Source organism: Bacillus sp. 2205SS5-2 (assembly GCF_037024155.1).
GTDB lineage: Bacteria > Bacillota > Bacilli > Bacillales > Bacillaceae_K > Bacillus_CI.
Genome location: NZ_JAYKTS010000009.1, coordinates 89,364 through 102,414 on the forward strand (window position 1 = coordinate 89,364; position 13,051 = coordinate 102,414).

Annotated in this window: 9 protein-coding genes and 2 pseudogenes; all 11 read left to right on the forward strand. The window is 38.9% G+C overall.

The window, feature by feature from the left end:
• Window positions 1–212: 212 nt before the first annotated feature.
• Window positions 213–3,134: pseudogene (locus U8D43_RS08480) on the forward strand (PolC-type DNA polymerase III); the annotation flags it as partial.
• 1,285 nt (window positions 3,135–4,419) lie between these two features.
• Window positions 4,420–5,823, forward strand: a pseudogene (locus U8D43_RS08485) (PolC-type DNA polymerase III); the annotation flags it as partial.
• Between the two features lie 160 nt (window positions 5,824–5,983).
• On the forward strand, window positions 5,984–6,454 hold the full coding sequence (gene rimP / locus U8D43_RS08490; RefSeq protein ID WP_335870753.1) for a ribosome maturation factor RimP: 471 nt from the start codon (window positions 5,984–5,986) through the stop codon (window positions 6,452–6,454).
• A gap of 29 nt (window positions 6,455–6,483) precedes the next feature.
• Window positions 6,484–7,608 carry a transcription termination factor NusA gene (nusA, locus tag U8D43_RS08495; protein WP_335870754.1) on the forward strand — a complete coding sequence of 375 codons (1,125 nt, stop codon included), beginning with the start codon at window positions 6,484–6,486 and terminating at the stop codon, window positions 7,606–7,608.
• A 12-nt stretch (window positions 7,609–7,620) separates the two neighbouring features.
• Window positions 7,621–7,890 (forward strand): RNase P modulator RnpM, encoded by a 270-nt coding sequence (gene rnpM, locus U8D43_RS08500; protein ID WP_335870755.1) that lies wholly within the window; start codon window positions 7,621–7,623, stop codon window positions 7,888–7,890.
• A 10-nt stretch (window positions 7,891–7,900) separates the two neighbouring features.
• The gene (locus tag U8D43_RS08505) at window positions 7,901–8,203 is read left to right on the forward strand and encodes a YlxQ family RNA-binding protein (RefSeq protein WP_335870756.1); all 303 of its coding nucleotides are present in this window, start codon (window positions 7,901–7,903) and stop codon (window positions 8,201–8,203) included.
• Between the two features lie 19 nt (window positions 8,204–8,222).
• Window positions 8,223–10,322 (forward strand): translation initiation factor IF-2, encoded by a 2,100-nt coding sequence (gene infB / locus U8D43_RS08510; protein WP_335870757.1) that lies wholly within the window; start codon window positions 8,223–8,225, stop codon window positions 10,320–10,322.
• Window positions 10,322–10,600, forward strand: coding sequence for a DUF503 domain-containing protein (locus tag U8D43_RS08515; RefSeq protein WP_335870758.1), 279 nt, complete (start codon window positions 10,322–10,324; stop codon window positions 10,598–10,600). Before infB ends, U8D43_RS08515 begins: the two co-directional genes overlap by 1 nt.
• 21 nt (window positions 10,601–10,621) lie before the next feature.
• The gene (rbfA, locus tag U8D43_RS08520) at window positions 10,622–10,978 is read left to right on the forward strand and encodes a 30S ribosome-binding factor RbfA (RefSeq protein WP_335870759.1); all 357 of its coding nucleotides are present in this window, start codon (window positions 10,622–10,624) and stop codon (window positions 10,976–10,978) included.
• 129 nt (window positions 10,979–11,107) lie between these two features.
• On the forward strand, window positions 11,108–12,019 hold the full coding sequence (gene truB / locus U8D43_RS08525) for a tRNA pseudouridine(55) synthase TruB (protein ID WP_335870760.1): 912 nt from the start codon (window positions 11,108–11,110) through the stop codon (window positions 12,017–12,019).
• Between the two features lie 19 nt (window positions 12,020–12,038).
• Window positions 12,039–12,989 (forward strand): bifunctional riboflavin kinase/FAD synthetase, encoded by a 951-nt coding sequence (gene ribF, locus U8D43_RS08530; RefSeq protein ID WP_335870761.1) that lies wholly within the window; start codon window positions 12,039–12,041, stop codon window positions 12,987–12,989.
• The last annotated feature ends 62 nt before the right edge of the window (window positions 12,990–13,051 follow it).

The following is a 13,051-nucleotide window of genomic DNA, read 5'->3' on the forward strand; positions in this document are numbered from 1 at the left end:
AAACATGTATACGAAAAGATTCTCTATTAAAGTAAATACAGCAACGATCTTTGCGAAAACTACCTTGATTAAAGGGTCCAGACCTTATTAGTATATGTAAAATACTAATAAGGTCTGGCTTTTTTTCGGGACAATGATCTAGCTTGAAATTGCTTTATAGAGTTGATTTCTTTAATATGAAAACTAGAATGTGAATGATAGGAGAGTGAAGAATGAACACAAGTCTTACCGGTAAAGAACGCTTCCAAGTGTTATTGCAACAATTGCAACTTACTGAAGATGCGATCGTGAAGCATTTTAATCAAGCTGAAATTATCCGTTTAATTGTCGAAAAGAAAGCCAGAACGATGCATTTTTATTTTCAAATCGAAAAGATTCTTCCGTTTGATGTATTTACACGATTCTCAGATTCGCTTCAACATACATTTAAACATGTCGCAACGTCTGTTGGGTTTTCATTGAAGGTAAAAGATGAAAAGTTTCAAGAAGAACTTCTTTCGGATTATTGGAGAGAGTGTATACAAGATATTCAAGGAATTTCACCGCCGATTTTCTCATTATTAAGCAAACAAATTCCGAAACTTCATGGAAATAAGTTGCTAATCACAGCTTCCAATGATTTAGAGGCAACCCAAGTAAAAAAGAAGTATGCTGACATGATCACATCCATTCTTACAAAATATGGATTCCCTGCTTTGACAATTGATACTACCATTGCTCAAGAGCAGCAGAACGATGAATACGAAAATTTTCTTAAGCAAAAAAAGATAGAAGATGAAGAGCGCGGGAAACAAGCTCTGGTGGATATGCAAAAACGAGAAGAACAAGATGCCAATCAAGCAGCACCTTCAGGACCTGTGATGATAGGGTTAACGATTAAGGATGATGCCGAATTCCGCAAATTGGAAGAAATATACGATGAAGAGCGAAGAATTGCTGTTGAAGGGTATGTATTTGATGCAGAAACGAAAGAATTACGAAGTGGTAGAACACTTCTAACCTTTAAAGTGACCGATTATACGAGTTCGATCATGGTGAAAATGTTCTCTCGTGATAAAGAAGACGCTGCGGTAATGAGTAATTTGAAAAAAGGAATGTGGGTTAGAGCAAGAGGAAGCATTCAAAATGATACGTTTGTTCGTGACCTTGTGATGATTGCGAATGACCTAAATCAAATCACCCCAGTTCTTCGACAAGATACGGCTCCCCAAAACGAGAAGCGGGTAGAACTTCACCTTCATACACCTATGAGTCAAATGGATGCCGTTACATCTGTTAGTTCATTGATCGCCCAAGCAAAAAAATGGGGACATAAAGCGATTGCTGTGACTGATCATGCAGTTGTTCAATCCTTCCCAGAAGCATATAGTGCGGGTCAAAAGCATGACATAAAGATATTATATGGTTTAGAAGCGAACCTCGTAGATGACGGAGTTCCAATTGCCTATAATGAGTCTCATCAACGCTTAACAGAGGGAACTTATATCGTATTTGACGTGGAAACAACAGGCTTGTCTGCGGTATACAATACAATTATAGAGCTTGCCGCCGTTAAGATTCATGACGGAGAAGTAATTGATACATTTGAACGATTTGCTAATCCACATCACGCGTTGTCTGCTACAACCATTAATTTAACCGGAATCACAGATGATATGGTAAGAGATGCTCCAGAAATACAGCAAGTTCTAAAAGAGTTTCATGCTTGGACAGAGGATAACATTCTCGTTGCTCACAATGCCACTTTCGATATGGGCTTCCTGAACGTAGGATACCAAAAAGCAGGCATAGATAAAGCATCAAATCCAGTTATTGATACATTAGAGCTCGGTCGATTACTCTATCCAGAAATGAAAAATCATCGATTAAATACGCTTGCCAAGAAATTCGACATTGACTTAACCCAACATCACCGAGCGATTTATGATGCAGAGGCCACAGGGTATCTTTTGTTGAGAATGCTAAAAGATGCGGATGAAATGGGAATCAACTATCATGATGAGATGAATCAATACATGGGAAAAGGCGAGAGTTTTAAACGATCAAGACCCAATCATTGTACGATACTTGCTCAAAATGAAGTAGGATTAAAAAATCTATTCAAACTTGTTTCGACCTCGCATATTGATTACTTTTTTCGCGTGCCTCGAATTCCTCGCTCACTTTTACAAAAGCATCGTGAGGGCCTAATTATAGGGTCGGCGTGTGATAAGGGTGAAGTTTTTGAAGGAATGATGCAAAAGTCACCTGAAGAAGTAGAGGAGACTGCTCGATTTTATGATTACTTAGAAGTTCACCCAAAAGAAGTGTATCAACACTTGATTGAACTAGATTTAGTTCAAAGTGAACAAAATTTAGAAGATATCATTAAAAATATTGTTAGTCTGGGTGAAAAGTTAGACATTCCAGTTGTGGCAACCGGGAATGTACACTATTTAGACCCTAATGATCATATTTATCGTAAAATTCTTATCAACTCTCAAGGGGGAGCCAATCCGCTTAATCGTCACTCACTTCCTCAGGTTCATTTTCGAACCACTGATGAAATGATCAATTGTTTTTCATTTTTAGGGAAAGAAGTAGCTAAAGAAATTGTTGTAACGAATCCGAACAAAGTGGCTGACTTAATCCAAGAAATTAAACCTATAAGAGATGAATTATATACACCGAAAATTGAAGGGGCAGATGAAGAGGTTAGAGAAATGAGTTACTCAATGGCGAGAGACATTTATGGAGAAGAGTTGCCTGAACTTGTAGAAGCTCGTCTTGAGAAAGAATTAAAAAGCATTATTGGCCACGGTTTCGCAGTCATCTATTTGATTTCTCACAAACTCGTGAAAAAATCGCTAAATGATGGCTATCTTGTAGGATCGCGCGGGTCGGTAGGGTCCTCGTTTGTCGCAACTATGACCGAAATTACGGAAGTGAACCCACTCCCACCACATTACGTTTGTCCTAGTTGCAAATATTCTCATTTCTTTAATGATGGTTCAGTGGGATCGGGATTTGATTTGCCGAATAAAGATTGTGAAAAATGTGGGACTGCCTATACAAAAGACGGACATGACATCCCTTTTGAAACGTTTCTTGGTTTCAAAGGAGATAAGGTTCCGGATATTGATTTGAGTGCGTCACGTTGCTAATTGAAAAGATTAGTCACTAGCATTAACGCTAGGAGAACTGCTATTTCCAAGTGTGGAATGATGGAGTAACGCCCTGAAACACACTCACTGAAGCTGCGGCAGGCATAAGGAGTATTGCAAAAACAACTTTTGTTTGAAGCCCGCTAAAGTAGGCTGAAGGCCACCCTAACAGCAAGGTTGAGGAAAAGGAGCTATAAAGCTTCTGTGGACGATAGGTCTGGTGTCTATAAAATCTATATGGTTAGCATCAGTAGAATAACTGGGACGAACCCTCGATTGACTTCTCGTAAATGTCACATACCAGAAATGGTTTGGTTCCTATTAGGAATTTTGAGTGTGGATGAGTAAGCGTTTGGTTATGAAAATCCATACTGTGTTACAGGCACAGTCCAGCTCAACGGGATTTAGGGGGGACCTAAGTAGATTATGTACAGATAGAAATAGTGGAACGTGAGAAGCTTCCGACACATCAGAAGGTTGCACTTCGTTAAAAGTGTTTCTATGGAAAAGTAACCGAAATAACATAGATTTACGGAAGTGGCAGTGATGCCGTAGTACCGCTTACAAGAATGCCTATGAAGACTGAATAATCAATAAGTCTGAGGATAAAACGTTCTTGAGGGAAGGGCATTAGTCGTTAACGTCGAAACAAACCTACAAAAGTCAGGTTCTAGTAAGACTTAAAGAAACGAAAGCTTTCGAGAGCAAAGTGATTAGTTAACTGACCTAATGATGAAAAAGTTGAGAAACAAGGATTACTTTGGTATGCAAGGCCAATTGGATAGTTTATATGAAGAAAGTGCTAATAGTAGATTCGATAAAAACCAATATGATCTTATCATATTGGAGGAGAACATTAGACTAGCATATCGAAATATCAAAAATACAACAGGGAGCAAAACAAAAGGTACATATGGATATACCAATAAACATTTACAAAGGATGTATACTAAAAAGCTTGTAGCAATAGCAAGAAAAAGACTTAAAAACTACGAACTACATTCTGAAAAGAAGGATAATAATACCTAAAACCAATGGCGATAGGGATCACTTGGAATTCCACCAATTGAGGACAGGCTAATTATTACTTGATATTTTTGATTTAAAAGCAATAAAAAACTAAGTCAGTTAAGAACGGAAGTAGGAAATCCAATGCTTAGCTGAGTAACTACGACAACGTTAACGATGGAACGCCGTATGACACTGAAAGGGTCACGTACGGTGTGAGGTGGGGGAAAAGCTGGAGATTACTTCAAATGCTTACCTATCATCATATTTCTCTGGTGAGTATCAGCCTCGGGCTCATAATTATACGAAGGTTTTATTCGGTGAAGAATATGTCTATCGTGCAGGAACAATTGGAACGGTAGCTGATAAAACTGCTTATGGTTATGTAAGAGGTTATACATCAGATCATAATTTGCAGCCTAGAGGGGCTGAAATTGATCGCCTAGTTAGCGGATGTACCGGTGTGAAACGAACATCTGGTCAACATCCTGGTGGAATCATTGTAGTTCCAGATTATATGGATATTTATGATTTTACACCTATTCAATTTCCAGCTGATGACAAAAACAGTGAATGGAAAACGACTCATTTTGATTTTCACTCTATACACGATAATTTATTGAAACTAGATATTCTTGGTCATGATGACCCCACTGTTATACGGATGCTCCAAGATCTATCGGGAATTGATCCAAAAACCATACCGACAGATGATCCAGAAGTAATGAAAATCTTTAGTGGACCAGAATCACTCGGAGTAACCGAAAATCAAATTTTATGTAAAACAGGAACCCTTGGTATACCTGAATTTGGTACGAGATTTGTTCGTCAAATGTTAGAAGACACAAAGCCCACCACCTTTTCAGAGCTTGTCCAAATTTCTGGTCTCTCTCATGGGACAGATGTCTGGCTTGGAAATGCTCAAGAGCTAATTCACAATAAAACATGTAACCTTAGTGAAGTAATTGGATGTCGAGATGATATTATGGTGTATTTAATTTATCAAGGACTTGAACCGTCTTTGGCCTTTAAAATCATGGAATCTGTTCGGAAAGGGAAAGGCCTACAACCAGAGATGGAGGAAGAAATGAAGCAAAACAATGTGCCGAATTGGTATATTGATTCTTGTAAAAAAATCAAGTACATGTTCCCTAAAGCGCATGCTGCAGCCTATGTGTTAATGGCTGTAAGGATTGCCTACTTTAAAGTACATCTTCCTCTCCTATATTATGCAGCCTATTTCACAGTAAGAGCAGAAGATTTTGATGTGGATGCGATGGTCAGAGGGTCCCAATCAATTCGCGCTCGCGTAGAAGAGATTTTAGCAAAAGGCTTAGACGCAGCACCAAAAGAAAAGAGCTTATTAACGGTGCTAGAGCTAGCACTTGAAATGAGTGAAAGAGGATTCAGTTTTCAACGGGTGGACTTATATAAATCAGACGCCAGCCAATTTTTGATTGAAGACAATACGTTAATTCCTCCATTCAATTCGATACCAGGACTAGGTACAAATGCGGCTGTTAACATTGTGAAATCCCGTCAAGAAGGAGAATTTCTGTCAAAAGAAGATTTGCAACAACGAGGTCGAGTATCGAAAACCATCATTGAGTATTTAGATAATCATGGTTGCTTAGAATCCTTGCCAGATCAGAATCAGCTTTCCCTCTTCTAGTGCGGTCTTATTTGCATAAAAATAGTGGATATGGTATAGTTTTATTGGAAATACTAGAGATAACTCTAAATGAAAGAGTGGGGTCCCCCCACTCTTTCGTGTTTGCTGGGAGACTTTTTTATTCTTGGTTCCAGTTCTATTATTTAACCAGGAGGTAAATATGAGTAAAATTACGGATATCGTAGAAGAGCTCGTATCACCAATTTTAACGGAAATGAACTTAGAATTGGTTGACACGGAATACGTAAAAGAAGGAAGCAATTGGTTTCTTCGCGTATTTATAGATAAAGAACAAGGTGTAGAAATTGAAGAATGCGGTCTAGTTAGTGAAAAGCTTAGTGAAAAGTTAGATGAACTTGATCCTATTCAACACAATTATTTTCTTGAAGTGTCATCACCGGGTGCAGAAAGACCGTTAAAAAACCCAGCTGACTTTGAAAAAGCGGTGGGAAAAAACGTTCATATTAAAACATATGAACCCATTGATGGAGAAAAAACGTTTGAAGGTAAACTTCTTGAGTACAGTGAAGAAGCTCTTACAATTGAAGTTACAATTAAAACTAGAAAAAAACAAGTGCAAATCCCTAAGGCGAAAGTTGCAAAAGCAAGATTTGCAATTGTTTTCTCCTAAGGAAAGTATAGAAGGGGGATAACAAACAAATGAGCACAGAATTTTTAGATGCTCTTACTATTTTAGAGAAGGATAAAGGGGTTTCTCGAGAGGTACTTATTGATGCAATTGAAGCAGCATTAGTGTCAGCTTATAAGCGGAATTTCAACCAGGCCCAAAACGTACGTGTTGATCTAAACATGGACAATGGTACGATGCGTGTGTTTGCTCGGAAAGAAGTCGTTGATGAAGTATTTGATCCACGATTGGAAATTTCAGTTGAAGAGGCAAAAAGTATGAATCCTAACTATGTAGTAGATGATATTGTCGAATTAGAAGTAACACCAAAGGATTTTGGTCGAATTGCCGCTCAAACTGCTAAGCAAGTGGTGACTCAGCGTGTCCGTGAAGCAGAACGGGGCATCGTTTATGCCGAGTTTATTGACCGAGAAGAAGATATCATGACAGGTATTGTCCAACGCTTGGATCATCGTTATATTTATGTTGGTTTAGGGAAGATTGAAGCCCTATTACCTGTGAGCGAACAAATGCCAAATGAAAAATATAAACCACATGATCGTATTAAGGTGTTTATAACCAAGGTAGAAAAAACGACCAAAGGACCACAAATTTTTGTATCTCGAACGCATCCTGGATTGCTTAAGCGACTGTTTGAGATAGAAGTACCAGAGATTTTTGATGGGACTGTGGAGCTAAAGTCTGTTGCGCGTGAAGCGGGAGACCGATCGAAAATTTCTGTTCATGCAGACAATGATGAAGTGGACCCAGTAGGCGCATGTGTTGGAGCAAAAGGTTCACGAGTTCAAGCGATTGTCAATGAACTAAAAGGTGAAAAGATTGATATCGTTGAATGGTCTGAAGACCCAGTTGTTTTTGTGGCAAATGCTTTAAGTCCTTCTAAAGTACTAGATGTTCAAGTGAAAGAAGAAGAAAAGGCAACGACTGTTGTAGTTCCGGATTACCAGCTTTCACTTGCTATTGGTAAAAGAGGTCAAAATGCTAGATTAGCTGCCAAACTTACTGCCTGGAAAATCGACATAAAAAGCGAAACCGATGCGCGTGAGTTAGGAATCTATCCGCGAGAGGAAGCTTTACTTCAATCCGATCGTACCGAATCCGATGAAGAAGACTTCTTTTTTGATGAATCCGAGTAAGAGGTGAGTACAATGACTTCTCGAAAAAAAATACCGTTGCGAAAATGTTTGGCAACAGGTGAAATGAAGCCAAAGAAAGAGATGATACGAATCGTTCGTTCAAAAGAAGGAGAAGTATCAATTGATCTTACCGGGAAAAAATCCGGACGAGGGGCTTATGTATCAAAAGATACGCAAGCCATATTAAAAGCGAAAAAGAAAAACGTTTTAGCTAGTCATCTAGGCACGAACATTCCAGAATCTGTATATGATGAGCTTTTACAAGCTGTTGAAGAGGGGTAGAGGCGTACATATGAAAACAGCTCAATGGATTTCGTTATTAGGACTAGCCAATCGAGCAAGAAAAGTGATTTCCGGGGAAGAGTTGGTCATAAAAGAAGTAAGAAGCGGACGGGCTAAGCTTGTCATTTTGTCACAAGATGCTTCTGAAAATACGGCTAAAAAAGTGCAAGATAAATGTCGTACATATGGTGTACCTGTAAAGCTTGTCAATAATAGAGAAACGTTAGGTCACGCCATTGGCAAGGAAGCTCGTGTTGTGGTCGCCCTTTCCGACAATGGGTTTGCTAACAAGCTATTCACTTTGCTCGATTAATATCATTGGGGGTGAACATATGAGTAAAACACGTGTTTACGAATATGCAAAAAAACATAATGTATCTAGTAAAGATATTATAAGTAACCTGAAAAACATGAACATTGAAGTATCGAACCATATGGCGACATTAGATGATGCGATGGTTCAAAAGCTTGATCAAAAATATACTAAAGTAAATCCGGTGGAAGATGCACCGAAGAAAGAAAAGGTGATGTCTATGCCGAAAAATGACAATAAATCAACTCAAAACAAACCAACTAATTCAAATAATAATAAAGGTCGCAATCAACGAAACAGAAAAAACAAGCGACCGGTTCAGCGAAATCAACCTAAACCAAATCTTACTCCAAGAAAAGAAAGAGAACTTCCAGAAAAAATCACATTTACTGAATCACTTTCGGTTGCAGAATTAGGAAAGAAATTACATCGTGACCCGGCAGAAATCATTAAGAAATTATTTATGCTTGGGGTTATGGCAACTATTAACCAACAGTTAGATAAAGATGGTCTCGAACTAATCTGTGCGGAATACGGCGTAGAGGTTGAAGAAGAAATTTTAATTGACACAACAGACCTTGAAACGTACTTTACAGAAGATAATGAGGAAGCACTCATTGAGCGTCCATCGGTTGTCACAATCATGGGTCATGTAGATCATGGGAAAACGACGTTATTAGATTCTATTCGGAATACGAAGGTAACAGAAGGCGAAGCTGGTGGTATCACACAGCATATTGGTGCTTATCAAGTGGAAGAACAAGGTAAAAAAATTACTTTTCTTGATACACCTGGTCATGCTGCATTTACAACTATGCGGGCACGTGGAGCGAAAATTACCGATATTACGATTATTGTGGTAGCAGCAGATGATGGTGTGATGCCTCAAACGGTTGAAGCCATCAATCATGCTAAAGCAGCAGAGGTTCCAATTATTATCGCTGTGAATAAGATGGATAAGCCAGCTGCTAACCCAGATCGCGTGATGCAGGAATTATCTGAACACGGACTATTGGCAGAAGCTTGGGGCGGGGATACTATATTTGTCCCTCTTTCAGCCTTAACAGGTGAAGGTATTGACACTTTACTTGAAATGATACTTCTTGTTACTGAAGTTGAAGAATTGAAAGCTAATCCAAACCGTCTTGCTGTCGGTACAGTTATTGAAGCTGAGCTAGATAAAGGTAAAGGATCAGTGGCCACATTACTCGTTCAAAATGGCACCTTGAAGATTGGTGACCCAATTGTAGTAGGGAATACCTTTGGACGTGTAAGAGCAATGGTAAATGACATTGGTCGTCGTGTGAAAGAAGTTGGACCATCTACTCCTGTTGAAATTACGGGGTTAAATGATGTCCCACACGCTGGTGATCGTTTTGCTGTAATCACAGATGAGAAAAAAGCTCGTCAAATTGGGGAAACTCGTGCGCAACAAGCTTTACAAGCCCAACGAAGCGAGAAATCACGTGTGACTCTTGATACTCTTTTTGAACAAATGAAGCAAGGCGAAATGAAAGAGTTGAACGTCGTGTTAAAAGCAGATGTTCAAGGTTCGCTTGAGGCTGTGGCAGCAGCTTTACACAAAATTGATGTTGAAGGTGTCAATATTAAAGTGATTCACACAGCCGTTGGAGCGATCAATGAATCCGATATTACTCTTGCAGCAGCATCTAATGCTGTTGTGATTGGATTTAATGTCCGCCCAGATGTTAATGCCAAACGTGCAGCTGAAGCTGAAGGCGTTGATGTTCGTTTACACCGCATTATTTATAAAGTGATAGAAGAGATCGAAGCGGCAATGAAAGGGATGCTAGACCCTGAATTTGAAGAAAAAGTCATCGGTCAAGCAGAAGTTCGTCAAACCTTTAAGGTATCGAAAGTCGGTACCATTGCAGGAAGCTATGTTACGGAAGGGAAAATCACCCGTAGTAGTGGAATTCGTGTGATTCGTGATGGAATCGTAATTTTTGAAGGTGAATTAGACGCACTCAAACGATTCAAAGATGATGCTAAAGAAGTAGCTCGTGGATACGAGTGTGGAATTACGGTGAAAAATTTCCACGATATTAAAGAAGGCGATGTATTTGAAGCTTATATTATGGAGGAAGTGACGCGTTAATGATCGGCTTTGCCGAATGTGAATTTATGATTCATAACACGCATTCACTGAAAGAAAAAAGAGCCGTGTTACAGCGAACGCTTACACGGCTTAAACAAAAAGCAAACGTCTCTGTCGCAGAAGTTGGCTTTCAAGATCTCTGGCAACGGACACAAATTGCCATTGTAACTGTGGCTTCTAGTCAAAAAGCAGCAGAGCGTGAGCTTCAACATGCCCTTCATTTTTTAGACTCTTTTCCAGAATGGGAAAGAACCACGACTAAAACAGAATGGCTATAATTGAAAAAAGAGGTGACAGTGATGAGCCTTCGTGCCAATCGAGTCGGCGAGCAAATGAAAAAAGAGCTCAGCGAGATTATCGGTCGTAAAATTAAGGACCCTCGCATCGGTTTTGTCACAGTAACGGATGTACAAGTATCGGGTGATTTACAACAAGCCAAAGTATATATTACGGTACTAGGTGATGAAAACCAAAGAGAAGACACGTTAAAGGGACTTACAAAAGCAAAAGGATTTATCCGTTCTGAAGTAGGAAATCGAATTCGTTTGCGGAGAGCGCCTGAGATTATTTTTGAATTTGATGAGTCTATTACTTATGGCAATAAGATTGAAAGTATTTTAAAAGAAATTTCTACTGAACCAAAAGTAGAAGAATAAACAAAGGATGCTCCTCTTACAAAAGGTTGTTTTTGTATCGAGGCATCCTTTTTTGTAGGGATAGGATCTTCAAGGATGCCTAATCTTGAAGAAACTTTCATAAGGAATTTATCAGAAGGAGTGATCTCATTGAATGGAATTTTACCACTCTGGAAGCCAAAAGGACTTACCAGCCATGATTGTGTTTATAAAGTTCGGAAAATCTTGAAGATGAAAAAAGTAGGCCATACTGGCACGTTAGATCCCGATGTCACAGGGGTTCTCCCAATCTGTTTAGGTAGAGCAACGAAAATTGCTGAATACATAACAGATTCTGGGAAGGTTTATGAAGGCGAAGTGACGATCGGTTGGTCTACTACAACAGAGGACGCATCTGGTGATAAGGTAGAAGAGAAAAAAATCACCCACAGTATTTCAAGGATAGAAATTCTGTCTGTGCTTCAAAGTTTAACCGGAGAAATTTCGCAAACTCCCCCGATGTTTTCAGCTGTCAAAGTCAATGGAAAACGTTTATATGAATACGCACGGCAAGGTATTCAAGTAGATCGACCTTCTCGACAAGTGACAATTCATCAACTAGAGCTACTTGACGACCGTGAACATTTTGAGGGAGAAACGATTACCTTTCGTTTTCGCGCAGCATGTAGTAAAGGAACCTACATCAGGACTCTTGCAGTAGAAATGGGAGAGAAATTAGGGTATCCAGCTCATATGTCTAAGTTAGTAAGAACCAATTCGGCTTCAATTTCTAAAGAAATGTGTATCACGCTTGAAAAATTAGAGGAAATGGTGAAAGAAGAGACGATTGAACAGGTTCTTCTACCCCTTGAAGAAGGGATAGTTCATTTGCCGTATCTTGAATTAAGTGATACATTAGCAGAGAAAGTAAAAAATGGTGCCGTGTTAGAAGTACCAAAAGCATGGCCAGAAAATAACAGTAAAGTCACACTAATGTATGAAGGTAGAGCGTTGGCTATCTACCAAAAACATCCAACCAAACCAGCGTTCATCAAACCAATAAAAGTTCTTTTTAATGACTAGTGAAGTAAGGTGATTAATCTTGAAAACAATTACGGTTCATCATCCTCATAGTATGAAGAAAGAGGATTTCCCACCCCTTGTGATGGCACTTGGCTATTTTGACGGGGTGCATAAAGGTCATCAACAAGTAATAGAATCAGCTAAAAAATATGCTGAGAAACATTACTTGAAAACGGCCGTGATGACATTTGACCCACATCCTTCTGTGGTGTTAGGTAGAAAGCATCAACATGTACGATACATCACACCACTAGATGAAAAACTGGAAGTGTTTGAACAGCTAGGAATCGATCTGGCGTTTGTTGTTCGTTTTACATCAGATTTTGCAGGGTTAAGCCCGCAAGAATATGTAGATCAATACATTATTTCTCTCCATGTCCAGCATGTTGTGGCGGGTTTTGACTATACATATGGTCGTTTAGGGAAAGGCACAATGGAATCACTTCCGTTTCATTCTCGCCAAGCGTTTTCCCAAACCGTTGTTCCAAAATTGACTGAAAAAGAGGAAAAGGTAAGCTCCACTTTGATTAGAAAGAGTATAGCTTCAGGGGATATGGAAAAAGTTAATATTTTATTGGGTCGACCGTACCGAACAAAAGGAACCGTCGTACATGGTGATAAACGCGGAAGGAAAATTGGTTTTCCTACTGCCAACATTGAACAAGAGGATAACTATCTCCTCCCCAATACTGGAGTTTATACCGTTCAAATAAAAGTGCATGATACATGGTATAATGGAGTTTGTAATGTTGGATACAAGCCTACATTTAAGCATCCAGATGAAAAAAAATTAACGATCGAAGTGCACATATTTACGTTTGATCATTCGATCTATGGTGAAGAAATTCAACTGAAATGGTATGATCGAATTCGATCAGAACAGAAGTTTAATGGAATCAATGAACTTATTGATCAAATAGAAAAAGACAAAGAGACCGCAAATCAATTTTTTGAAAAATATAAGCACTAGACTTGCTTTTTTCTTCAAAAAGAGTTATTCTAATAGTCGTATGATATTGAACCATTGCTTGG